The 24,222-nt window shown below is 42.8% G+C and carries 24 protein-coding genes and 3 pseudogenes; 9 read left to right on the top strand and 18 right to left on the bottom strand.

Annotated elements, in window-relative coordinates; genetic code table 11:
• Positions 1-10: 10 nt before the first annotated feature.
• The 7 genes and pseudogenes from G4V62_RS19720 to G4V62_RS02610 form a co-directional block, all read right to left on the bottom strand.
• Positions 11-88 (bottom strand): annotated as a pseudogene (locus G4V62_RS19720) (YjcZ family sporulation protein); the annotation flags it as partial.
• A 161-nt stretch (positions 89-249) separates the two neighbouring features.
• The gene (locus G4V62_RS02635) at positions 250-351 is read right to left on the bottom strand and encodes a YjcZ family sporulation protein (protein ID WP_165199203.1); all 102 of its coding nucleotides are present in this window, start codon (positions 349-351) and stop codon (positions 250-252) included.
• Positions 352-507: 156 nt separating this feature from the next.
• The gene (gene purU, locus G4V62_RS02630) at positions 508-1,404 is read right to left on the bottom strand and encodes a formyltetrahydrofolate deformylase (RefSeq protein ID WP_165199202.1); all 897 of its coding nucleotides are present in this window, start codon (positions 1,402-1,404) and stop codon (positions 508-510) included.
• Positions 1,355-2,902, bottom strand: coding sequence for a coproporphyrinogen III oxidase (locus tag G4V62_RS02625; RefSeq protein WP_165199201.1), 1,548 nt, complete (start codon positions 2,900-2,902; stop codon positions 1,355-1,357). Before G4V62_RS02625 ends, purU begins: the two co-directional genes overlap by 50 nt.
• A 94-nt stretch (positions 2,903-2,996) precedes the next feature.
• Positions 2,997-3,862: pseudogene (locus G4V62_RS02620) on the bottom strand (Cof-type HAD-IIB family hydrolase).
• Positions 3,863-4,012: 150 nt separating this feature from the next.
• The gene (locus tag G4V62_RS02615) at positions 4,013-4,366 is read right to left on the bottom strand and encodes a YlbF/YmcA family competence regulator (protein ID WP_165199200.1); all 354 of its coding nucleotides are present in this window, start codon (positions 4,364-4,366) and stop codon (positions 4,013-4,015) included.
• Positions 4,367-4,434: 68 nt separating this feature from the next.
• Positions 4,435-5,622: a DUF445 domain-containing protein gene (locus G4V62_RS02610; RefSeq protein WP_165199199.1), complete on the bottom strand. Its 1,188-nt coding sequence runs from the start codon at positions 5,620-5,622 to the stop codon at positions 4,435-4,437.
• Positions 5,623-5,706: 84 nt separating this feature from the next.
• Here G4V62_RS02610 and G4V62_RS02605 point away from each other — a divergent pair, with 84 nt between their 5' ends.
• The 3 genes from G4V62_RS02605 (at position 5,707) to G4V62_RS02595 (ending at position 8,661) form a co-directional block, all read left to right on the top strand.
• Entirely contained in the window at positions 5,707-7,062 is a 1,356-nt protein-coding gene (locus G4V62_RS02605) for a YheC/YheD family endospore coat-associated protein (RefSeq protein WP_165199198.1), read from the top strand.
• 48 nt (positions 7,063-7,110) lie between these two features.
• Complete coding sequence (locus G4V62_RS02600) at positions 7,111-7,305, top strand: hypothetical protein (RefSeq protein WP_165199197.1); 195 nt, start codon at positions 7,111-7,113, stop codon at positions 7,303-7,305.
• Between the two features lie 258 nt (positions 7,306-7,563).
• Entirely contained in the window at positions 7,564-8,661 is a 1,098-nt protein-coding gene (locus tag G4V62_RS02595; protein ID WP_165199196.1) for an oligosaccharide ABC transporter ATP-binding protein MsmX, read from the top strand.
• 134 nt (positions 8,662-8,795) lie between these two features.
• Here G4V62_RS02595 and G4V62_RS02590 read toward each other — a convergent pair whose 3' ends face one another.
• Positions 8,796-8,999, bottom strand: coding sequence for an alpha/beta-type small acid-soluble spore protein (locus tag G4V62_RS02590; RefSeq protein ID WP_165199195.1), 204 nt, complete (start codon positions 8,997-8,999; stop codon positions 8,796-8,798).
• 203 nt (positions 9,000-9,202) lie between these two features.
• Between G4V62_RS02590 and G4V62_RS02585 the strand changes: the two genes are divergently transcribed.
• On the top strand, positions 9,203-9,421 hold the full coding sequence (locus tag G4V62_RS02585; protein ID WP_165199194.1) for an alpha/beta-type small acid-soluble spore protein: 219 nt from the start codon (positions 9,203-9,205) through the stop codon (positions 9,419-9,421).
• Between the two features lie 52 nt (positions 9,422-9,473).
• Here the strand turns inward: G4V62_RS02585 and fumC are convergent, their stop codons facing one another.
• From fumC to G4V62_RS02555, 6 genes are all read right to left on the bottom strand, one after another.
• The gene (fumC, locus tag G4V62_RS02580; protein ID WP_165199193.1) at positions 9,474-10,868 is read right to left on the bottom strand and encodes a class II fumarate hydratase; all 1,395 of its coding nucleotides are present in this window, start codon (positions 10,866-10,868) and stop codon (positions 9,474-9,476) included.
• 136 nt (positions 10,869-11,004) lie between these two features.
• Positions 11,005-11,325 carry a thioredoxin family protein gene (locus G4V62_RS02575; RefSeq protein WP_246218214.1) on the bottom strand — a complete coding sequence of 107 codons (321 nt, stop codon included), beginning with the start codon at positions 11,323-11,325 and terminating at the stop codon, positions 11,005-11,007.
• Positions 11,326-11,333: 8 nt separating this feature from the next.
• Positions 11,334-11,816 (bottom strand): peptide-methionine (S)-S-oxide reductase MsrA, encoded by a 483-nt coding sequence (gene msrA, locus G4V62_RS02570; RefSeq protein ID WP_165199191.1) that lies wholly within the window; start codon positions 11,814-11,816, stop codon positions 11,334-11,336.
• 130 nt (positions 11,817-11,946) lie between these two features.
• Positions 11,947-12,975: a TolB family protein gene (locus G4V62_RS02565; protein ID WP_165199190.1), complete on the bottom strand. Its 1,029-nt coding sequence runs from the start codon at positions 12,973-12,975 to the stop codon at positions 11,947-11,949.
• A 22-nt stretch (positions 12,976-12,997) separates the two neighbouring features.
• Positions 12,998-13,840 carry a permease prefix domain 1-containing protein gene (locus G4V62_RS02560; RefSeq protein ID WP_165199189.1) on the bottom strand — a complete coding sequence of 281 codons (843 nt, stop codon included), beginning with the start codon at positions 13,838-13,840 and terminating at the stop codon, positions 12,998-13,000.
• A complete protein-coding gene (locus G4V62_RS02555) occupies positions 13,830-14,171 on the bottom strand; it encodes a PadR family transcriptional regulator (RefSeq protein WP_165199188.1) in 342 nt (113 codons plus the stop codon). Before G4V62_RS02555 ends, G4V62_RS02560 begins: the two co-directional genes overlap by 11 nt.
• A 693-nt stretch (positions 14,172-14,864) precedes the next feature.
• Between G4V62_RS02555 and ectA the strand changes: the two genes are divergently transcribed.
• From ectA to thpD, 4 genes and pseudogenes are all read left to right on the top strand, one after another.
• On the top strand, positions 14,865-15,422 hold the full coding sequence (ectA, locus tag G4V62_RS02550; RefSeq protein WP_165199187.1) for a diaminobutyrate acetyltransferase: 558 nt from the start codon (positions 14,865-14,867) through the stop codon (positions 15,420-15,422).
• A pseudogene (gene ectB / locus G4V62_RS02545) lies at positions 15,419-16,707 on the top strand (diaminobutyrate--2-oxoglutarate transaminase). Before ectA ends, ectB begins: the two are co-directional and overlap by 4 nt.
• Before the next feature lie 277 nt (positions 16,708-16,984).
• Positions 16,985-17,371 (top strand): ectoine synthase, encoded by a 387-nt coding sequence (locus G4V62_RS02540; protein WP_165199186.1) that lies wholly within the window; start codon positions 16,985-16,987, stop codon positions 17,369-17,371.
• 59 nt (positions 17,372-17,430) lie between these two features.
• Positions 17,431-18,333, top strand: a complete 903-nt coding sequence (gene thpD / locus G4V62_RS02535) for an ectoine hydroxylase (RefSeq protein ID WP_212508638.1) — start codon at positions 17,431-17,433, stop codon at positions 18,331-18,333.
• A gap of 39 nt (positions 18,334-18,372) precedes the next feature.
• Here the strand turns inward: thpD and G4V62_RS02530 are convergent, their stop codons facing one another.
• On the bottom strand, positions 18,373-19,773 hold the full coding sequence (locus tag G4V62_RS02530; protein WP_165199270.1) for a SpoVR family protein: 1,401 nt from the start codon (positions 19,771-19,773) through the stop codon (positions 18,373-18,375).
• A gap of 333 nt (positions 19,774-20,106) precedes the next feature.
• Here G4V62_RS02530 and G4V62_RS19715 point away from each other — a divergent pair, with 333 nt between their 5' ends.
• Positions 20,107-20,349, top strand: coding sequence for a YhdB family protein (locus tag G4V62_RS19715; protein ID WP_165199185.1), 243 nt, complete (start codon positions 20,107-20,109; stop codon positions 20,347-20,349).
• Positions 20,350-20,542: 193 nt separating this feature from the next.
• Here G4V62_RS19715 and G4V62_RS02520 read toward each other — a convergent pair whose 3' ends face one another.
• The 3 genes from G4V62_RS02520 to G4V62_RS02510 form a co-directional block, all read right to left on the bottom strand.
• Entirely contained in the window at positions 20,543-22,282 is a 1,740-nt protein-coding gene (locus tag G4V62_RS02520; RefSeq protein ID WP_165199184.1) for a phospho-sugar mutase, read from the bottom strand.
• Between the two features lie 163 nt (positions 22,283-22,445).
• Positions 22,446-23,294 carry a MeeY/MeeF family manganese export membrane protein gene (locus tag G4V62_RS02515; protein ID WP_165199183.1) on the bottom strand — a complete coding sequence of 283 codons (849 nt, stop codon included), beginning with the start codon at positions 23,292-23,294 and terminating at the stop codon, positions 22,446-22,448.
• A 265-nt stretch (positions 23,295-23,559) separates the two neighbouring features.
• On the bottom strand, positions 23,560-24,033 hold the full coding sequence (locus tag G4V62_RS02510; RefSeq protein ID WP_165199182.1) for a hypothetical protein: 474 nt from the start codon (positions 24,031-24,033) through the stop codon (positions 23,560-23,562).
• Positions 24,034-24,222: the final 189 nt, after the last annotated feature.

Below are 24,222 nucleotides of genomic sequence, written 5' to 3'. Positions count from 1 at the left end.
CCACATTATCTTAGAGCCACGCTGCTCCTACAATGATCAAGAGAATAAATAATACGACAATTAACGCAAATCCTTTACCATAGCCGCCACCACAGCCGTATCCACCATAGCCAGCGGTAGGTCCACCATAACCGTAACCACAGCCGCAACCTCTACCATAGTAACCCATATTAAAACGTCCTCCTTTCAAAAATCCTTGGAGATGGCCCCGCATGAAGCCATTCTCTATCGCATGCTATTTAACAACAATTAGCAAATGCCTGAAGCACCTGCTCCAACAATAACGAGTAAAATGAACAATACGACAATCAAAATGAAGCTAGAGCCATACCCATATCCACAAGCACTCATGTAAGCCACCTCCTCTTTTCCTTAGCTAGCATATGCAGAGGCACATATAATGCGCTAGACAAATGTCCCGATTTGCCATTTTTATCTCCCTTGTTTGAACGTCTTTCGCAGGAAAAGCCGGGTCCTTAAAGGACTCGGCTTCTGTACATCATGCTGTTAAAAAACAACCGTTTTATTATTGTAAACAATGACGCGATCCTCTACATGCCAAGCGACTGCTCTGGCGAGAACGTTACGTTCAATGGTTCGGCCAATTCTTTTCATATCTGCCAGTGAGTCTTTATGATTGACCCTCGCAACATCCTGTTCAATAATCGGCCCTTCGTCAAGATCATTTGTGACGTAATGCGATGTAGCCCCGATCAGTTTTACTCCACGTTCGTATGCTCTTTCATACGGGCGTGCTCCGACAAATGCTGGCAAAAAAGAGTGATGAATATTAATAATTCGTTCAGGCAAGGCTTGAATAAAATCTGGAGACAGAATTTGCATATACCTAGCCAGGACGACGAGGTCAACATCGTTATCGAGCAAGCGAAGCTGTTCCGCTTCAGCTTCTTTTTTCGATTCTTTTGTAACAGGGATATAATGGAATGGAATACCGAGTGGCTCGACAAGCTCGCGCAAGACCTCATGGTTACTAATGACCATTGGGATATCGACCATGAGCTCTCCAGCTTGCCAACGCCATAGCAGTTCAAGCAAGCAATGTTCCCCTAACGATGCGAAGATGACCATTTTTTTTCGTTTTGTTGCCAATGCAAGACGCCATTCCATCTGAAACGATGCAGCGGTTTTCTTCATTTCAGGCTCAAAGGACGCCGTAAACTGGTCAAGCTCTTTAGCCTCAAATTCAATTCTTAGAAAGAAACGCCCGCCTACAGGGTCAGTCGTATACTGACTTGACTCAATAATATTCGCTTGATGTGTTGCTAACAATGCCGTAACCGCCGCGACAATGCCGGGTTGATCAGGACAGCTGATCAGTAACCGCGCACGATGTTCATTCTTTTGCTGATACTCCTGCCACTTTTCTTGACGAATGTGATTCATTCTGCTCCCCCATCTCATGCTGCTCATTCGTATGTGGATCTATGGAAAATGTCTGATTGAGCAAATGTATTTTTTTTGCAATGGCTTCTTTATGTGTCATTAAATAAGAGGCAGGATCTTTCGGATTGGCAAAGCGTTCAATTTTTCCAGTTTGTGGGTGAACAAACTTACTCGCTGCTCCACAACCAATACCGATAATCGTCTGTCTCTCCTCCATAATCATGATATTATAAAGACTCTCAGCGCCTTTTTTAGAGTAGCCTGTGTTTTCTAAGTTGCCAAGGATATTTTTTTGTCTGTAAACATAATACGGCAAATACGAACGCTCTGCCATCCACTCCTGTGCCATTTGCATCATCCGTCCAATTTCGTCTCTAGTGGCCACTTGATATTTATCCCGCTGCTTTGTCATCTTTGAGGCACGTTTAAAGGACAATGTATGAACAGTGAGTGAAGCAGGCATGAGCTTTTCCGTCTCATCTAACGAGTGTTTAAGCTCTTTCGTCGTTTCACCTGGCAAACCGAGGATTAAGTCCATATTTATATTATCTAGCCCCATGCTTTTCGCAAGCCAATATTTTTCAATGGTTTCCTCCACGGTATGATGGCGCCCAATGGCCTTTAATGTTTCTTGGGTATACGATTGTGGATTAATACTAATTCGATCAATGTTCCATTTTTTTAATACATCAATTTTTTCGGGTGTAATCGTATCAGGTCTGCCCGCTTCTACCGTGAGCTCACGGACTGATGAAACGCCCGGAATGGTTTTATACATATGAGCATACAGCCTGTCCATCTCCTCAGCAGTGATGCTCGTCGGTGTGCCTCCCCCGAAATAAATGGTTGTCACTTTAATATTATTTTGGACAAGCCAAGCGCCGATCGTTTCCATTTCCTCTTCAAGCGCGAGAAGAAAACCGTTTACCTGTCCACTTTTTCGGCGTATGGCATACGCTGGAAATGTACAATAAGCACATTTTGTAGGACAATAAGGGATTCCTATGTAAATACTAACCTCTTTGCGCAGCTCATATAAATCAGGTAATGCCGCGAGCTGACGTTCGGTGATCTGGTTCATTAAAGCTGTCTTTTCCGAATGAATCCTGTATTGCTTCTGAAGATTTGTTTCTATCTCATCCGGTGATTGCCCTTGGCGTAAACCCGTATGGAATAGCTTCGTCGGACGAATGCCGGTCAAAATCCCCCACGGCTGCTTCATCCCTGTCATTTCCTCAAGAATCTGTAAAAACACGTCGTTGACCTTTCGCTTCCATTCTTGAGGATCATCACTATTTTCTAAATGAATCCAGCGTTCCCAACGATTGTCAGATGTCGCCACACATACAGTAAGTCGATCATCCTCCACAACATCAAGGTGAAGATCAGCTTCTTCTTTCGTCGTGACAATATCTGTCGTTTCAAAGAACAAATCTGCAATACGGCGTAACGAAGGATGAACACGTTCTGGAACTCCAGTGATATAAATTGTACGCACCTTATTCGCCCCCTTTCATGAATGATTGCTGTATTTCAGTGTACAAAACCATTGAACGAAAAGCAATTGCCTTCCCCATTTAGAGGAAGGCAATCTATTTTTTAATCGTCACCGAGTGGACAAAGCCTGTGTCAAGCTGTTTGCGAAAAAGTTCTTTGACCATATACGCGACACCATTCTCTTCTTGTGAGCGAGTAATCCAGTCAGCAGCCTGTTTCACTTCAAATGGTGCGTGCCCCATCGAAACACCGAGGCCAGCCCACCGAATCATCGGCATATCAGACAGGTCGTCTCCAATGGCGACGACTTCATCCTGTGAAACCTCAAGCACTCGTGCCAACTGTTGCAGCCCGTATGCTTTATGAACACCAGACGGAAGAATTGAAATGTGCCGCGAGCCTTCTTTGACGATTGTTAAATCTTCAAACGCCGTTTGGATGTATTCAATTGCTTTTTCCATCACGTGGTCTTCAAAAAATGGCAATCAATTTTGGGTACATCGAGCGGCTGATCGCGCACATAGTCTCCCAGAGATTCAACGTATTGAATCGGGTACATGACTGGGTCTCCGAGGCCAAACACCGTTTTAGAAACGAGTTGTGGCTTTGCTGGATGACTATTGCCAAGCGCGTACTTTTCATGAAGCAAGCGAATGCTACACTTAAAGGCTTCAAGGATTTGCACAATAGAAAAGACCGTATCCCCTGTCAAGCGTCTGTTCACAATGGGAAAATCGGTGTCTTTTGCAATGAAAGCTCCCCCGTGTGTGACAATCTCTCCTGAAAGCTTTAAAGCCTTGGCAACTTTTCGCGCAGCCAAAAAATGACGGTTTGTTACGAGGGTGATATGAACACCTTTATCTCTTACATAATGAATCGCCTCTTTTGTTTGCTTGGTCAGGCGCCCATTTGACTTTAGGAGCGTGCCATCTACATTTAAAGCCAGTAGTCGATAGACCATTGTCATGCTCCTCCCCTTTCAATTGTCTTATATAATATATGCCCTTGAGCATAAGACTAGAACAACCCTGACATCCATGATGCATTTTAGAATAAAAAAAGAAGCAGTAAGCCTCTATATGTGCTTACTGCTTTTTAGCTTGTTTATATCTTAAGATTCCATTGTTCCGTATAGCTCTTCGAGAGGCTTCATAATAATTTTATTAATGTCTGTCAACGACTGGGAAAGACGTTGTTCCACTTCCATGACTTTAGAAATAAGATCGTGCTGTTGCACAAGCTGAGCCTGCTTTTGGGCTTGTTCGATATCTTCTTGAGTAATTTCTTCTCCTTGCATTTGCTTTTGTTGCAAATCCATTTGAACTTGACGGAAGTTATCAAAAAGCTTTTTAGCCATTTCATCAGCCTGTAGCTGTTCGTAAAGCTCTGATAGCTTTTGAAATTCTTCACTTCCTCGGATTGCTTTCTCAAGATTATACGCTTCATCATACATATTTGCCATCATATTCCCTCCAAAAAAAACGAGATGTTCCCATCGTAACAAAAGAATACGTCAAGGTATAGGATGAACGATCAAAAAGGGAAAAGAAGTACAATGCCTGCCTGCAATAAACCAATTAATCCGCCAAGAAATGCACCGAGATAGGTAATCATAGAAAATTCCCGTTTCGATATGCTTAAAACGAGCTCTTCCAGTCGCTCAACCGGAAACGACGCCACTTGTTTTTCTACAATTTCATCTAGACGCAGCGTGTTAAATATGCGCTCAACATACACACCTGCTTGATTAATGAAGCGTGGACATGCTTGAACCCAAAGCTGCTGGAGCTTGGCTTCCATCTCCGCATCAATCAATTTGTAGAGCGGCGTCTGTAACGTCTTTTCAATAGCTAAGCGCTTGACGGCAAAGCGTGCAATGTCCGCCACTTGAGGCATTTTAGAGGCTGGCAGCCAACGGACGAGCTCACAGATTTGCTGCGTTTTTATTTCACGCCATTTTTTATGCAATATCTTTTCTACCATAGGCCGCGATTGCTCCCGTCTGAGAAAACGAACGAGTTCATGCTGAATTTTATCCTCAATACGATCTTGTCCAATAAACATTTGCATCATCCCAAGCCATTGATTGCGCGACGCAAAAAAGTCGTCAACAGCTTTACCAATTTCTCGACGGCCCTCATCACCTTCTAACCAACGAACTCCCTCATGTAATAACAAATCCGCCACCTTAGGAATTTCTTCGTCAACGTGTCGAACGACTTCAGCAGGTAACGCATCCTCAAGTGTCTTGTTCTGTATGAGCTCCCACCATTCTGTCATCCGTGTCTCCAAATGTTGCTCCATAAAGGGAGGTACAGATGAGACGAGCGAAACCTCTCCCCATTGCTTGGCTATCTCCTCAGGAGAACGCTCTGATTGGCATACTGCTGAAATGAAAGAAGCACCCTTTTCTTCTATCTTTGCTCGAAGCTCATGTTGGTTTAGCAGTTCGGTAAATTGCTGCGGTGTAATTAAATGTGTTGCAACCATCCGACCGAAGCTACGCGCCATTTCTTCACGGCGCTTTGGAATTAATCCGGGCGTAAAAGGAATTTTCCACGAACCGAGATAAACAGGGTAATACGGACGAAAGAGCATTTTTATCGCTAAAAAGTTGGTCACCCCACCAACAAGCGCGCCGATGATCATCATCGTAAAAATAACAAAACAATCTCCATAGACAACCTCCTCGCCAATAAGAAAAGCCTTCTTACTTTCCATTCTATTGCATACGTTTATAGCATTCATCATACCTTGCCGCATAAGTATTGTCTATTTGACTTCAGTTCATTAGGAGGCGCAGAAATGCAGAACGTTTTTCCACTCGTTGTCGAGCCATCTGATCAGTTATTTGTACAGCTTCCAAAACCTCTTCGTTCTCAAGAGCAAACGGCCGTTATTTACCATACTCATCTTAAACAAGATGTTGAGGTGTCGACAAGACATGACAATTCACTCGTTTTATCAAAGAGGGTAGCGCAAGCTCTTCTTCTCCCTGCAAGTCTCCCCAGCGCTTCCGTTTGGACGGTTGATCATAATGATCATTTAGAAATTCATCTTGGTCCTATTATTGGCATTGTCACTGCAGGGTTTACAGACAATGAAGAGCAGCCTTTAGGTAAACGGACGCCTTCCTTTAAACAGCTTTTACAAGCAGCAAGTAAAGCGGGTGTCATCGCGTACGTATTTGGCCATCACCACGTATTCTGGGAAGATCAGCAGATGAAAGGGTGGTTCTTTTCTGAACAAAGAGGTTGGCAAAGTCACATCTGGCCAATGCCAGACTGCATTTATGACAAAATACCAAACAGACAGGCTGAGCAATTATACGAATTAACAGCACTACGTTATAAGACGAAAATAGTGCGAGACATTCCATGGTTTAACCCAGGTTTTTTCGACAAAGCCGAGCTCTACAGTCAGCTACTTCGTCATGAAAAGACAAAGCACTTCCTACCCGAAACAATCTTATCCCCAGATCGTCTTGACTTAGAGGCGTTTCTTGACCGACATGACACCGTTTATCTTAAGCCCACATCAGGAAGCTCAGGCAGAGGGATTATCCAGCTAAAGAAAGAGCAAAAAGAGAATGCTTATACATGTGTGTATTACCAAAATGAAAAAACGATGTATAAGGAAGAATGCTCTTTAACAGATATCAATGAACTCATTCAACAGCATGGTTATCAGCTTGACCAATGCGTTCTTCAGCAAGGGGTCGCTTTAAAAAAGTATCAAGGGCAAGCAACAGATTATCGTATTCATATGAATAAGACGGACAACGGACGTTGGCAATTTACCGGCATAGTCGCAAAGCTTGCAGCTGACCACAACCCAACGACTCATTCAAAATATGGCGGAACGGTTTTACCAGCTGAACAAACATTCCGTTCAAATGAAGCAAAAAGCCGAAAAAACGAAATGATTCAGCTCACGTATGAGGTTTGTGACGTTCTTGATGACATGTACGGTGATGAGGTCGGGGAAGCAGGCGTTGATATAGCGGTCACCGCTGACGATCAGCTCTGTTTACTTGAAATTAACTCAAAACCAGGAAAGTCCGCCTTTGACCACCCTTCTTTTTCAGGCGAATGGGCAGATATTCTTCAACGACCGTTTCATTACGCACGGTATCTCGGGATGTTAAAAAGGAGCGAATGAGCTTACTTCTCCCCTCACATACTAATACTATAGAAAGGATGTGAGTTAATGGGCAAAGAGCGAGAAGACCTTCCATACGAAGGAAGAGCAGAAGCTTTTATTGATGTAGATCGGATGCTTAGTGAGGGGATGGCTGCCAGCACAATTGGCAAAGGTCAGCCTACAGCTCAGGTCGACGAAGCGAGAGATCTCCCACCCGAATCTCCCCCTCGCCAAACGAATAAAGAAAAAAAGGAAAAATAAAGCGATAGAAGTATTTCCTCTCAGTTTAGCCTAAAGCGTAAAAACGTGAGAGAGTGAAAAATAGGAATGTCACCACTCCACTTGCGCCAGAGAGTCACTTTTGCTCTCTGGCCACTCTGTCATGATCAAGGGATTTTAGCAGAGGTGCACAAAAGTATATTCTTTTTTTGTGCATCCCGTCCATTTACGCAACGAATGAGTTTAGATACAATAAAGTCAGTAGATAAAACGCTTTCAGAAAAAAGGGAGGAATACTTCATGGCTACACTCAGCCTGCAAAATATTTACAAAGTTTACGACAAAGATGTCACTGCTGTAAAAGATTTTAACCTCGAAATCGAAGACAAAGAATTTATCGTAATGGTCGGTCCTTCTGGTTGTGGTAAATCAACAACGCTTCGAATGATCGCCGGTCTCGAAGAAATTTCTCAAGGTGACTTTTACATTGATGATCGCCGTGTAAACGACGTCGCTCCAAAAGACCGCGACATCGCCATGGTGTTCCAGAACTATGCCCTTTATCCACATATGAACGTCTATAACAATATGGCCTTCGGTTTGAAATTGAGAAAGTTTAAAAAGGAAGAGATTGACCGTCGCGTTAAGGATGCTGCCCGCATTCTCGGTCTTGAAGAGTATTTAGACCGTAAGCCTAAAGCTCTATCCGGTGGTCAGCGTCAGCGTGTTGCTCTTGGACGTGCGATTGTTCGTGACGCAAAGGTTTTCCTTATGGACGAACCACTTTCAAACTTAGATGCTAAACTCCGTGTCCAAATGCGTGCCGAAATTACGAAGCTTCACCAACGTCTACAAACGACAACGATCTATGTAACGCACGACCAAACTGAAGCGATGACGATGGCGACGCGTATTGTTGTTATGAAAGACGGCGTTATTCAGCAAGTCGGTTCTCCGAAAGAAGTATATGAACTCCCTGACAACGTGTTTGTCGGCGGATTTATCGGATCTCCAGCGATGAACTTCTTCAGTGGTAAGCTTGACGATACGCATTTGCATATTGCAAACTCTAAAATTGCTGTGCCTGAAGGAAAAATGAAGCTTCTTCGTGAGCAAGGGTATGTGAACAAAGAAGTCATTATGGGTGTTCGTCCAGAGGACATTCATGATGAGCCAGTATTTATCGAATCTTCCAGTGAAACGACTGTTGAAGCGACCATTGATGTTGCCGAATTGATGGGTGCTGAAACATACCTATACTCTAAATTAGGTGACCATGACTTTATTGCACGTGTTGACTCTCGTACTGATATTCAAAACGGTCAAAAGCTAAAAGTTGCCTTTGATATGAACAAAGCTCATTTCTTCGATATCGATTCTGAGCTGCGTATTCGCTAAAAAGATTTTACGGGGTAGATGACGTCTCTTAATGACGTCGTCTATCCTTTTTTATGTATGGTTCGTTAGCGAAAACAGTAAAAAGCAGGGTGGCCTATGACCACCCTGCGTTTCCATTTGTATGGGGCATGTTGTTACTGTTGTTGGTAACCGCCCATTTGTTGTTGAGCCATTTGAACCAAACGTTTTGTGATCTCTCCACCGACAGATCCATTCGCACGTGAAGTAGAATCTGGACCAAGCTGTACGCCGAACTCTTGAGAAATCTCATACTTCATTTGATCAATTGCTTGTTGTACGCCAGGTACAACCAATTGGTTAGAAGAATTGTTAGCCATGTTTTTTTCACCTCCTCACGTGTTGTAAGGATAGTGTGTGTGAAAATGAAGCTCTTATGTATTTCAATCGATGGTAATTCCTTCTATTTATTAATTTTAAAAAACAATGATCGGCATGAATAATATCGACCGTCTAAGCAAAAAGTATACGTGTCTCACATCAATGAGACCATTCAAATTATATGAAGGAGTTTGATGAACAAATGGCTCAAAATCAATCTCGAAGCAACAGTAGTAATCAACTTGTCGTCCCTGGATCTCAGCAAGCCATTGACCAAATGAAATACGAAATCTCTCAAGAATTTGGTGTACAGCTAGGCCCTGACTCTACTTCACGTTCTAACGGTTCTGTTGGTGGAGAAATTACGAAGCGCCTTGTCCAAATGGCTCAGCAGCAAATCGGCGGCAGACAACAACAATAATTGCAATATCATGGACAAAACCCCGGAACTCTACATTCCGGGGTTTTTATGGTTACTTCCGCGCTTTAACGTTCGGGTAAACCATTGCGGAAGGATTGACATATTCCTCAAACTCTTCTTCTGTAAGAAAGCCGCTGTTCATGGCTTCTTCTTTTAATGTCGTCCCATTTTGGTGCGCTGCCTTCGCAATAGCAGCTGCTTTCTCGTATCCAATGTGTGGATTTAACGCTGTGACGAGCATTAAAGAGTTTTGAACGAGCTGTTGAATATTTTCATGAATCGGCTCGATACCGACGGCACAATTTTTATTAAATGATGTTAATCCGTCAGTAAGCAAACGACTCGATTGCAGGAAGTTATAAATAATTAAAGGCTTATAGACATTTAATTCAAAGTGTCCTTGGCTGGCAGCCATACCGATGGCTGCGTCATTCCCCATGACCTGAAGTGCAACCATCGTTAGCGCTTCACTTTGCGTCGGATTCACTTTTCCTGGCATAATGGAACTTCCTGGCTCATTTGCCGGAATGGTTAATTCACCAATACCACTGCGAGGACCACTTGCAAGGAGACGTACATCGTTCGCAATTTTATGCGCATCGGCAGCCAAAGCTTTTAATGCGCCATGTGCATACACGATCGGCTGATGGCTCGTTAGAGCGTGGAAAAAATTATCAGAAGCAACAAATGGCTGGTTCGTTTCTTTTGCAATCTGCTCTGCTACGCGTGCACCAAACTCTGGATGTGTATTAATACCGGTACCAACCGCCGTTCCACCAATCGCAAGCTCGAATAAATGCACTTTACTTTCGGCAATAATCGTTAAATTCTTTTCTAACATGCTTCTCCAGCCGCTGATTTCTTGACCGAGTGTAAGTGGTGTTGCATCTTGGAGATGCGTCCGACCAATTTTGACAACATCTTTAAATGCTTCTTCTTTTTCAGCTAGTGTCTCTTTCAACGCCTCAACAGCTGGGAGAACATCATTTGTCATCGTTAAAACGGAAGCAATATGCATTGCCGTTGGGAACGTGTCATTTGAACTTTGTGATTTATTCACGTCGTCATTCGGATGCAACGTATGCTCACTACCCTCAAGGAGCTGATTACCTTTAAACGCGATGACCTCATTCACGTTCATATTACTTTGTGTACCGCTTCCAGTTTGCCAGACGACTAATGGAAAATGGTCATTCAGCTCGCCGGCAATGATCAGATCGGCAACATCTGCAATCACGTTCGCTTTTTCTTCTTCCAACAAACCGAGATCTGCGTTAGCACGAGCCGCCGCTTTTTTAAGGATAGCAAAAGATTTAATCAGCAACGGAGGCATTTTCTCCTCACCAATTTCAAAATTTTGCAGGCTGCGCTGCGTTTGCGCACCCCAGTATTTGTCCGCAGGGACAGCAATTTCTCCTAAGGTGTCTTTTTCGATACGTTTTGACATGATCGATCTCCTCCAAACACATCTTATGTAGATTTGTGTCACATACAACGTTCGACACAGTTCTTATTTCTCCTGTCGTTGCATGCTTCAAGCATATCAAAATAGCCAAAAAAAGAAAGCCCCGAAATGGGACTTCTTACACACCAGTTTCTGCGAGGAAGCTCTCGACACTTTCTGGAGTTTTTGCATTTGCACTATGAAGATGAGCTACTTTCTCACCATTTTTAAAGACGAGTAAACTTGGGATGCCCATGACGGCATACTTATCAGCGAGCTCTGGAAAGTCATCACGATTCATTTGGTACCATTCATAGTCAGTGTGCTTCTCGATAATTTCTGGAATGAACATATCCATGCGTACACAATCCGGACACCAGCCTGCATAAAATTTTATGACAACAGGTTTCTCGGAAGAAATAAGCTGCTGAAATTCCTCTGTTTTTGTAATGTCCTTCATTGTTTTCATCATCCTTTCGCTGCCACTGAACAGGACGTTTGTCCACGTTTCTCAAGATATTTTTGATGATACTCTTCTGCTGGAAAAAAAGTCGCTGCTTTTGTGATTTCCGTAACGATCGGAGTTTTAAAGTGACCTGAAGCATCCATTTGACGTTTACTGTCTTCTGCTGCTTTTTTCTGCTTCTCATTATGATAAAAAATGGCTGACCGATACTGAGTCCCGACATCTTCTCCTTGGCGGTTTACAGTCGTAGGATCATGCCATTCCCAAAAGTGTGTGAGCAGCGTCTCAAAACGAATCACCTGCGGGTCAAACATGATTTCCACAGCTTCTGCATGGCCGGTATTGTCTTTACATACTTCTTCATATGTCGGATTTTCGAGCGTCCCGCCGATATAACCTGCTCGCGTACTTTCAACACCGTCAAGTTTTGAAAACGCCAACTCTACACCCCAAAAACAGCCCGCTCCAAACGTTGCTTTTTCCATATACCGTTCTCCTTCTTTAACAAGGCTCTTCGTTAAGTTTGATCCTTTTCCACAAGATATCATACTTGCTCACCTTTGCCTAGAAAATTGATTTTAAGTTCTTTGGCAAAGAGCGATCTCCGTCTTTATTTCAAATGCGACTTCCCGTAGACATGTGCGAATTTATGTCGATTGGCTCTAATTGATTGTTCTCTAAATCATACCGATAATAAGCAAACCTTGGCTCATAAGAACCAAACCCTTTATTCTCTACAAAATAAACATACGCATCATCGTTTGCAAAAACAAGCTCATGAACATTTGTCCCTAGTGATGTTCGTTGCTCTACTTGCCGCGTATCCATATCCATTGTAAAGAGCTCATACTCATACAGCGGGTCGTTTTCTCCAAGGTTTGCTGGTCTCGTAAACGCGACAAGCTCCCCGTTGGGTGAAAACTCAGGCGAGTAGATATCTTTTTTATCTATAGGCGCAATGCGTGTTTGCGTAGAAGGCGCTTCTGTCTCCACCTTCATCAACGATTGGGCTGTGCCGTCAAAGGTACTGAAATAAAGCTCGGAACCGTCCAGTGACACAGATAAATCACTCATACTGTAATGATTCTCATCGGTCATTTGAGTATGTGTTTTCTCGCCTAAAGAATATCGGAATATATTTAAATCGTGCGGTGCTTTTTTCGCTATTGGTGAGTAGTTGTCAAAGGTCTTCGCCTTACTATAGTACAAAACGTCACTTTCAGGCGCAAAAGCGATCGACGTCACGAGCACGTCGCGAGCGGTGATTGTCCGTACCTGCTTGCTCTCTAAATGCATCAGCTCAATCAATGATGCGGGTGGCTCATTTTCGTTACCTTGTGTTGTCACAAGATACGCCATTTGCGTTCCATCTGCGGATACGACAGGTTGGGTGTGTTGCTCACTAGGAGCTTCCTCGGTTAGTTGCACCACTTCTTTCGTCTCCAGATCAAACATATAGATCCCAGATTGTTTTAGTTCCGGGCTGTCAACTGTATACACCAGTTGGTCCTCATGAATATCGATCGTGCCACCAAGCTGAAAAAACGCCTCCTCGTCATCAGGCAAAGAAAAGCCAACGAGACAAAGTGCCATCGTCCAAACCACTATTCCTGACCACCATTGCCACAATCGGGTTCGTTTCATTTTTCAGTCACCTTCCTTTAAATTATATCAACAGCAATAGAGAATAACTCGTCACGACAAGCATAGACAGCCCGCATAGAGACCAGGCGACTTTTGGGTGATGAGCTAAAGCTTTCCATTGTATCCAATACAATAGCCCCCATAAGAAGATCAGCCCTCCACCGAAAGTGACAATCGGCCATATCGATCCTAACCAGAAAAGGCCAAAAAAGCTGAGCAACAACCCATGATAAAAGACAACACCGCCAATTGTGAGCTGTATACCATGAATGGCATATCGCTGTTTTCGAGACACGAGTACCTTTTTGTCCTTAGGTTCGCGCAGGACATGAAGATAAATGAATACGACCAGAGTTAGCTGTACAATCCAAGTCAACGCAACGATTTCTTGTGGCAATGATAAAGAATGAGCCATACTGACCAACAATAGCATGAATAAAAGGCTTGCACTGACGATCACCTTGTTGTGACCTAAAACCGCGCGTTTGCCACAAGTGCCGATCCAGCCCGCAGCGATGTTAAGTAAAATGAATAAGACGATACCTGCTTGATCGTGGGCAAAAGCAGTTGGTACAAATACAGCAAAGCTATACAAAAGTAAGCTTGAAGCGAGCGGCCATAACCATTGAACCGGCAAAGGTGTCAACGCTTTTTCCATGATAGGAATAAGCTCATGCTGATCACCAAATTGCCGAATCGCTTCTTTCTCAGCCCCTTCATTAGTCCAACCGTGTTGACGTAGCTCTTCAGCCGTATTTTGCAAATGATCCATCCATTCGTCGTACACCTCTTCTTTCTGTCGTGGAAGAAGGTTCATTTTTTCTACAGTACGTCGAATATACGCGCGTAATTGATTATTTTTCATGAATGACTGATCCACTTTCCTCAATCATTTTCACGACCATATCATTTAACCGTGTCCATTCCTCGTGTCTTTCCTCGAGCGCTGTTTTCCCTTTCCCGGTGAGGGAATAATATTTCCGTCGACCAAAATCACCATCTGTCCAATAAGACCGCACCCACTCTTTTTTCTCCAGTCTTTTCAATGCGGGATACAATGTCCCTTCTTTCATTTCAAATACACCCTCGCTCACCTTGCGTAAGTACTGCACGATTTCATACCCATAACGGTCCTTCCGCTTCACAGATGACAAAATTAATAAATCGATACTCCCGCGAACAACTTCTTTATTCACAAAGAAAACCTCCTCTAGATACATGCATTGTACAACGATGTACATCGTTACACAAGGTATAAGACAAAAAACTGCCTTAACAGCAGTTGTTTTTCTCTTATGACTGAGGCTCTGGTCGTGACCATTGTTTAAGACAGGGACTGATACGGGATCGCGGGCTACAAATTTCTGCTTTAACACCTTTTGCTTTTAACTTGGTCACCAATTTTTTTGCTGTTGAAAGATGCCCATCACTCATTCCTATCCTCCTGTTCCTCCAGCACTTGCGTCGTTTTATTACTTCCTCTTATAGATACATCATAAACGTTTCGTTATATCTTATTTATACGTTTTTAAGAAGAAATTGTTTCGTTTCTTTTTACTATTTTTATTCGCCATAAATTCATGACATCCTTTATCAATTCTTTTTTTCATCAAGTACAAGCATTCTTTAGGATAAAGGCGCTTAGGCAAGCAATCGTAAGAACAAAAAATACACTTCGCTTCAATTCACGAAATGTTTCTAAAGCGCTCAACCCTTTTGTTTATCTGAATTTGCTCTTTATTCTCGTTAGGCAAAGTGATCATCTTTTCACGCGAGGTCAATTTACGAAATTGCGCTATATGCACGCTTAGCCTTTCAGAGCACTTTTTAAGCGTTTTGACGTCTTTTTAAAAGCCCTTTATGGTTAAAGAAGTATATTTTTTGGAGGTGTGCTGCACATTACCTTTATTCAAGAAGCAACGACAAAAGACAAATCACTCGTTTTTAAAAAACCAACGAAAACAGATGGACAGCATGTGTGGGAGCTTGTCAAAGCGACGGGTAAGCTCGATGTAAACTCATCGTACAGCTACATTTTATGGTGTCATTATTATCAGGATACTTCTGCCGTCGTCTACGATGGAGATCAGCTGGTTGGTTTCGTTTCAGCTTTTTTACTTCCAAAAGAACCTGAAACACTTTTTGTTTGGCAAGTCGCGACGCACCCCTCTTATCAAGGGAAGGGAATTGCGACCTCATTACTTCAACACTTGTTGCAAAGACCTTTCTGTCAACCAGTCGTCTATGTAAAAGCGACCATATCCCCGGACAACAATGCCTCTTGTAAGTTATTCCAGAGATTAGCTTACTCGCTAAACACATCTTTTGAAAAAACGTCTTTATTTACAAAAGAGTTGTTTCCGGACAGCCACGATGATGAAGATCTTTACAGTGTTGGACCTATATCACAAAAAGAACTTACCAATCAGGAGGATATCCATTCATGAAAACAGGAACAATTGATACAATGCAAGCGATTGCAACAAACGAATCACAGGTAAGAAGCTATTCCAGAAGTTTTCCGACCGTCTTCAAAAAAGCCAAAGGGCATCATTTATGGGATGCAGAAGGGAAACAGTATATTGACTTTTTGCAGGGGCCGGCGCACTGAATTATGGCCACAATGAAGCGGCGATGAAAGAAGCAATGATTGAATATTTGCAAAGCGACGAGGTCACCCATAGCCTTGATATGATGACTGATGCGCGTGGAGCTTTCCTACACACATTTAAAGAAACCATTTTAGAGCCACGTCAGTTAGACTACAAAGTCATGTTCCCAGGCCCAACAGGAACAAATACAGTTGAAGCCGCACTTAAAATTGCTCGAAAGGTGACAGGTCGCGAACTTGTGATTAGCTTTACAAACGCCTTTCACGGGATGACCATCGGCGCATTATCGGTAACGGCAAATTCGTTTAAACGCCACGGTGCAGGTATGCCGCTGACACATACGACGTCGATGCCCTTTGATGATTACCTCGATGGTTCAGATAGTTTGAAATATCTTGAAAAATATTTAGAGGATCGAGGCAGTGGCGTCGCTTTACCGGCAGCGATCATTTTAGAAACAGTCCAAGGCGAAGGCGGCATTAATGCGGCAAGTATGAAATGGATCAAAGAGGTCGATAAGCTATGTAAGCGTTGGGATATTCTCTTAATTATTGATGATGTTCAAGCAGGTTGCGGCCGAACGGGTACGTTCTTCAGCTTTGAACCAGCTGACATCGAGCCCGACATTGTCTGCCTTTCAAAATCAATCGGCGGATATGGTCTACCTTTTGCCATTACACTCATTAAACCAGAGTATGACCAATGGGGCCCTGGAGAGCATAACGGCACATTTCGCGGCAATAACCTTGCGATGATCGCCGCAACTAAGGCGTTAGAAACATATTGGACAAACGATACGTTCCAAAAAAATGTCCAAGGGAAAGCAGTACTCATTCAAGAAACATTAAACAGCTTTGTGGAAAATTATCCAGAACTTGAGGGCACGGCACGAGGACGTGGCTTTATGCAAGGCATTTGCTGTGGCAAAGAAGGACTTGCTGAAAAAATTTGTGCAGAAGCATTTACGCGCGGCTTAATCATGGAGACATCAGGTCCAGACAGTGAAGTTGCCAAGCTGCTACCTCCTTTAACGATTACTGAAGAAGATCTAGTCAAAGGATTAAACATCCTTGAAGACAGTATAAAAGCTGCCATTAAGGACACGGCATCATCACATTGACGTTTTTAAAATACATTCTCTCGCCGGGCTAATCATCGCCCGGCTCCATCATGTATTTCCGTACTTAAAAAAGCTTGGCAACCTTCCCTAAAAACGGGGAATGACGACGCGAGGACAGATACTTCTCAGTTCTCAGCCTAGCTTAAAACGCTTGACAAGTTACGCGCCAACGCAAATAGAAGCGCTTGTTCATAAGCGGACGAGCGATCCAAAGAGCTGGAAAGCGTTTGGCAACAGGCTGGCTTACAATACGATAAAAAAAGGAGTTATTACATCTATGATTGTTCGTCACTTGCAAGACATTATTGGCACAGAAAATGAGACAACCGCAGAAACCTGGTCAAGCCGCCGTATGCTGCTTAAAAAAGATCAGATGGGCTTTTCATTTCACGACACTGTGATTTATGCGGGTACAGAAACGCATATTTGGTACCAAAACCATTTAGAAGCTGTCTACTGTGTCCAAGGTAAAGGGGAAATTGAAACCGTTGCCGATGGAAAGGTGTATCCGATAAACGATGGTACGATGTATGCGTTAAATGAGCATGATGAGCACTACTTACGAGCAACTGAGGACATGCGTCTCATTTGTGTGTTTAACCCTCCATTAACAGGAAGAGAAACACATGATGAAAATGGTGTATATCCTCTCATCGAAGAGTAAGTCAACCATTGCTAATCTCATTCAAAACTTTATCGTTTTAGAAAGGATTGAAAGCGATTATGCAACTCAAAGTGGAAGATCTATACCCTTCAAGGCAGGAAGACAAGCCGCAAATCATGAAGCGCCAAGATCCGGTTATTCATGGTAGAGGAAAAGGAATTCCTACGTCTCTGACGACGAAACAGGAAGATTTTTATGAGAGGAATGGCTATCTCGTCATTGAGGACTTCTTTTCCCAAGACGAGGTCAGCCGTATGCAAGAGGAAATCTTTGCTTTAAAAGAAGCCAAAACAGGGCTGACATATCCTGAAATCATTACAGAGCCGGAAAATGACGATATTCGTTCCGTCTTTGCGATCCATCGTGACAACCCTTATTTTAAAAAGCTTTCCGAAGACCCACGCCTGCTTTATATCGTAGAATACTTACTTGGCAGTGAGGTTTACATTCATCAATCTCGTGTCAACTACAAGCCGGGATTTAAAGGCAAAGAGTTTGATTGGCATTCAGATTTTGAAACGTGGCACGTGGAGGATGGCATGCCGCGGATGCGAGCTGTCAGTCTATCGATCGCCCTTTCGGATAACTATACGTTTAACGGACCTTTAATGTTAATTCCTGGATCACATAACGAATATCTCTCTTGTGTTGGTGCTACCCCAGCGAATAATTACACATCTTCCTTAAAGAAACAGGAAGCCGGTGTTCCCGACGATGATTCTTTGAGAAAGCAAGTCGATCAATATGGCATCGACGTGCCGACACCAAAAGCTGGCTCTATTCTTCTTTTTGATTGCAATACGATGCACGGCTCAAATAGTAACATTACACCTTATGACCGCAATAACGTCTTTATGGTGTATAATTCTGTCGAGAACAAGCTCGTTCAACCTTTTATGGATGGTCCGCCGCGTCCAGAGTATATCGCAACTCAAATGTCTGCAACAGGAAACCAATTATAAACTACTTTACCCCCATGATTTATGCCATGGGGGTCATCATTATAATTGCTTTCGTGCTACTTGCGTACCGTTGTACGAAAACAAGCAATCCTTCCCTTCTACAACCGTGCGCAAATGCACATTTCGCCCCCAAAGCTGATAAATGTAGGGCAGCACCTTTTCAAGATATTTAAGGTCAAGCTCTATTCCCTCATATTCATGCGTAATGTATAGTTCGTTGTTCTTTTTATAGTCCCCATCTGTGACGACTAAATACGGAAAGCCTCCATTCACACGCATGCCGATTAATTGATCCCGCACATCTTTCCAATCTTTATCAACAATTTTGTAATCCTTGCCTTGCTTTTGGAATAAATACAAGTCTTCACGATGCGCCAATTCTTTCGTTAAATAATTGCGAATAAATGACGTATCTGATTCAATTTCCCGTACTTCGAATATTTTTTCACGACCGCTATTTGGCTCTATACCACGTTTTTTCATGTCCTCACTCGGTTTATTATACCGATCTTCAATATCTTCAAAAATTTTCAACCCTAAATAATAAGGATTAATTTGCGTTCGGGAAGGTTGGACGACGCTTGCATTCAGTTTGGCAAATTCCACCGCCTCGTCGCTCGGTAAGTCCATTTCTCTAATAATACGAGCATGCCAATAAGAAGCCCAGCCTTCATTCATAATCTTCGTTTCCAATTGAGGCCAAAAATACAGCATTTCCTCACGCATCATCGTTAAAATGTCACGTTGCCATTCTTCCAACTCCCTTGAGTGCTGTTCAATAAATAGCAGGAGATCTTTCTCTGGCTCCGGTGGAAACGACTTCTTTTTCTTATTCTTTTCTTTCGCCGGCACACCGATATTCCATAAATCATCATACTCTCCACGAGGCTGTTGGTCATTAGATTCCTCTTCCTCGTCATGAGACCAAAGCAATTGTGGTCTCATGAGCGAGGGGTCGATATGTTCTTGAATCGACAACACCGCATCTAAAAACCCTTCAACCTCAGCACGACCATGAATCAATTCATAACGCTTGACACGTTCGGCTGTTGCAGCCATGCTCTCAACCATATCTCGTTTCGTTCCGGAAAAGCGCGCGTTATTTTTAAAAAAATCACAATGGGCCAAAACATGAGCGACAATCAACTTATTTTGTACGAGACTATTCGTGTTCAGCAAAAATGCATAGCAAGGATTGGAATTGATGACCAGCTCATATATTTTACTTAACCCTAAATCGTAATGAAGCTTCATCTTATGGAACTGTTTCCCAAAACTCCAATGGGAAAAGCGTGTCGGCATCCCATATGCTCCAAAGGTATAAATAATATCGGCTGGGCAAATCTCATAACGCATTGGAAAAAAATCTAAACCAAAACCTTCGGCAATTTCTGTAATTTCGTCAATGGCGCGTTCTAGTTCACTTCCCCCAGTCAATATGTCACAACCCCTTTATATGAAAAAAAGACTTTGTGCATTTTATGAGGGAATGATCAAAATCATGCAGATGTTCATCACTGGAAACGGATGTCATTGAAATTAAATATACTACAGACTTTAACATCCGTAGCATATTTTGGTCGGTGGTTATTGTGCGTTCCTTTAATGAACGCTTTATTGGTAGCCTTCGGCTTTTAATGCTGCGCTATTCCTTGAAGATTCATCCACCTAAGGCCAACATTTCACCCGATGATTTTGGCGTGGTTCCATACACTAAGTGTGCTGTTTTCACCCCAACCGTTGATCACTGTTGGAAAGAAAGGAGCCTACGTTGTGAATACACTCGATTATGATAAAGCCCTCTATTTCATGAACCGACTGCAAGTGGATGATATGCTCGTTTTAATGATTCGCACAAAAGATGATTTTCTTTCCAAAAAAATAGAGCATTATTTACACGCTTTGTATTACGAAACGGAGTACGAAAAGGTGGAAACACACCAAAACGAGCTGTACCATTATTTAGACCATGCGTACACAGCTTTCGGTGTCCCGACAACTGCTCATCATGTGTAATGAAAGGGAGGCGTTACTGCCTCCCTTTAGCCTGTTGACAAACGCTCGCATACGTCGTTGTTTGGCTCGCTCATCCTCTCATGGACCTTGCGCGCCTGCACGCCTGGGTTGACAGACGCTTTCATGACAGGCTGAACGGCTTGACAAAAACCTTTAGCCGCTTATGTGGCTGAATTTCCGCTTGCCTTTCGACTCACCTTTCTTCATCAAGTAAGGTATGTACTTTTGTCAGCAAGTCACTCTCTAGCGCTGTTAACCTTTTTTCTGCTTCTGTTTTTGACGTTTCCTTAACGCCTATATAGCATTTCACTTTAGGCTCTGTCCCCGAAGGTCGCAAGCAAACCCAAGCCTCATTTTCCAGCTTGTACTTTAACACGTTGGAACGAGGAAGTGATATAGAAGTCGACGCCCCTGATGCTAAATTGGTTTGCTTTTGTGCATCATAATCTTCGACCATAACAACATTGACGCCTCCTACTGTCTTTGGAGGGTTTTCCCGAAAGGCTGCCATTAATGTAGCAATGTCTTCAGAGCCTTTCTTTCCTTTTCGAGTGATGGATACTAAGCTTTCGCGGTAATGGCCAAATGTGTCATACATTTCTTGTAAAACCTCATAGAGCGTTTTTCCTTCGTTCTTGTAATGCGCAGCCATTTCAATAGCCATCATTCCTGCCTGAATGGCATCTTTATCACGGACAAAATCATCAATTAAATATCCATAGCTTTCTTCATAACCGAATAAAAATTCATACGACTGGTCTGTATTATATGTTTTAATTTTTTCTCCAATAAATTTAAAGCCTGTCAACGTATCTTCTGTCGTTATCCCGTAATGCTGAGCAATCGCACGCCCTAACTCTGAAGTAACAATCGTTTTGAAAATGATTCCATTTTCAGGCAAGCGTTTTTGTTGCTTTCGTTGTTCTAAAATATAATGTAGCAATAACGCTCCGGTTTGATTTCCTGAAAGAAGTTCATACGCTCCTTGTTGATTTCTTACAGCTAAACCTACGCGATCTGCATCTGGGTCAGTTGCAACCAATACATCAGCGTTCATTTGCTTTCCTTGCTCCATTGCTAAAGAAAAGGCTTGTTGTTCTTCAGGATTAGGGCTTGCTACAGTTGGAAACCCGCCATCTGGCGCCTTCTGTTGCTCAACAACCGACAAACCTTGAAATCCGTGGGCAGCAACGATACGAAGAAACGGTTCAAGCCCACTTCCGTGTAAAGGTGTATATACGACAGATAAATGACTTTTATGGAAAACAGATGGCTGGAGGCTCATTTGTTTTAACGCATTTGTATACGCCTCATCAATCTCTTCACCGATCATATGTAATTTTTGTCGACGCAACAATACGTCTTTTTCTGTGGTATTGATCGCTAACTCATCTTCAATCTGATTGACGTAAGAAATCAATTGATCCGCTTCTTTTGGAGGCAATTGGCCGCCGTCACTTCCGTACACTTTAAACCCGTTATATTCAGCGGGATTGTGGCTTGCTGTTATGACAATACCAGCGTCTGCCTGTAAATACCGTACAGCAAAAGACAACTCCGGTGTAGGTCTTAACGCGTTAAACAAAAACACGTCTGCCCCTTCGTGCCCGAGCACCTTTGCGGATTCTAATGCAAATTGCTCAGAATAATGTCTTGAATCATAGGCAATGACAACTTTAGCTGATGATTGCGTCTCATGGAGTAAATAGTCAGCTAATCCACGAGCTGCTTTTCGAATGGTATAAATATTCATTCGATTTGTGCCTGGCCCGATTTCTCCTCTCATCCCACCTGTACCAAAGGCGAGATTCGTGTAAAAACCATCAATAAGCCAAGACGTATTCTCTTTATTTTCTTCGATTATCGCTTTTAATTCTCTATCCAAGCGAGGGTGTAAAAGCCAGTGCTGTACATTCTCCTGCCACGCTTCCATAAGCATCTCCAATCATCTTTTTTATGTTATTGTATCATGAATTAAGAAAGCAGACCTTCTGTATTTAGGTCTGCTCAAATGGTGAAAAGTCGACGTTTATTGTCTTTCTGTTTAAAGAATCTCTTGTTTTTAAATTGACTTGGAAACGCTCGTTACCCTTCGTTTATTGCTCACGATCCTGTTGTTTTGTCTCGAGCGTCTCATCAGAAATGTCACCCTGCTCTTCAAGCACATCGTGGTTTTTGTCCTCGCTTGGTGTCGTATCTTTTTGTTCCTTTGAGAAAAACCAACCAAACAAGGCAATTCCAACGAGCACTGACCAGAAGAACAATTTCCACGCTGTCGACTCAGGAAAGTGTTCGTCCAAGACACCTACACCTGGGTGAGATAATGTATAAACCAATAGCTTAACTCCTACCCAGCCGACAATTGCAAAGGCAGCCGTTTCAAGTCCAGGCTTTCTATGAAGCAAGTCGACAAACAGATGAGCCGCAAACCGCATGATAATTAACCCAATGAGTCCACCTAAGAATATAATAATAAATTTCCCGCCATCTAAGCCACCAAATTCAGGAAGCGGCGAATCAGGCAACGTGAGCGCCAAGGCGACAGCAGCCAAAATAGAATCTACCGCAAAAGCAATATCCGCAAGTTCTACTTTGAGGACAGTCATCCAAAATCCAGACCCTTTTTTTGAACTGTCTCCGACGTCCTCGACTTTCTTCACCATATATTTCCTTATTAAATGATTGGCAGCCAAGAAAAGTAAATACGCTGCACCAACCGCTTGCACCCACCAGACATCAACGAGGAATGAAATAATAAATAATGACGCCAACCTAAAAACAAAAGCACCGAATAATCCGTAAAACAAAGCTTTCTTTCTTTTCTCCTCTGGCAAGTGCTTTACCATGATTGCCATGACGAGGGCATTATCAGCGGCAAGAATCCCCTCCAGCCCGATAATGACGAGTAATACCCAGGCATACTCCAACAATAACGTCCAATCCATCTATGCACTCTCCTCTCAATGTCTTTAAATTAAAGGCTTTGACTTTGTGATGCCCTCAATTTAAATGATCTATTCGCTGCTTCCGCTCCGAGGAAAGGCACACAAAAAGACCTTTACCGCAGGCTGAAAAAACAGCACTTTCGGCAAAGGTCTTGCTAACAACGGTTCCGTTGCCAATAAAGCCGGGGATTTCTCCCGTAATGACGACCTTATTGTCACAGCTACTCCCCTTTGAAAAAAATTATATGGGTTGAACCTTGGATTGTCAATGCTCTTCTTTCACAGAAGCCATTTGCGGTGTTGGCTCGCGGACAGCTTCGATTTTCGGTCGAAGCTTCCCATTATGCGTAAGTTCAAAGCCTTCTCTCATATCTTGAGTCGTATTTTGCACGGACTCTCCAATTTGTTTTATGTCTGAGCCAGCCTCTTTGACAATTGCTGCCGCATCGACCGTATGCTCCTTTGCATCCGTTAGCTTTCTGGAAATATCTTTCATATCTTGAGATACATTTTTCATTAAGGCTGTGAGCTGTTGGACACTTTCTTTGACTTGGGCAGAATAGTGACTAGGATTCGACCGTACTTCATTCACCATATTTGTTGTAAATTGCCATACTTTACACACGCGATTTTGCAAATGTTGTCTTGATTGTTGATCTTTCATTGCCAAAGTGAGACCAGCCGCACTTCCAACGAGCATACCGATCCACACTGTTTGCCTACCCGACAACCGTCTCATTCTATAGCTTCCTCCTTTAAGAGCGATGTTTTAACATAGATATACCTTATTATCCTTTGCTTTAAACACACTTTATTATGTCTTTTTTAAATCATTTATCGCTTTGTCTATGAGGTTGTGCTGAAATTATTTCATAAAACCTTCCTTTGTCTCTGTTAAAGGGTTTGCTATAATAGGTGACGATATTGC

The organism is Litoribacterium kuwaitense (assembly GCF_011058155.1).
In the GTDB taxonomy this organism is placed as follows: domain Bacteria; phylum Bacillota; class Bacilli; order Bacillales; family DSM-28697; genus Litoribacterium; species Litoribacterium kuwaitense.
This window is presented reverse-complemented; position numbering and strand designations above follow the sequence as displayed.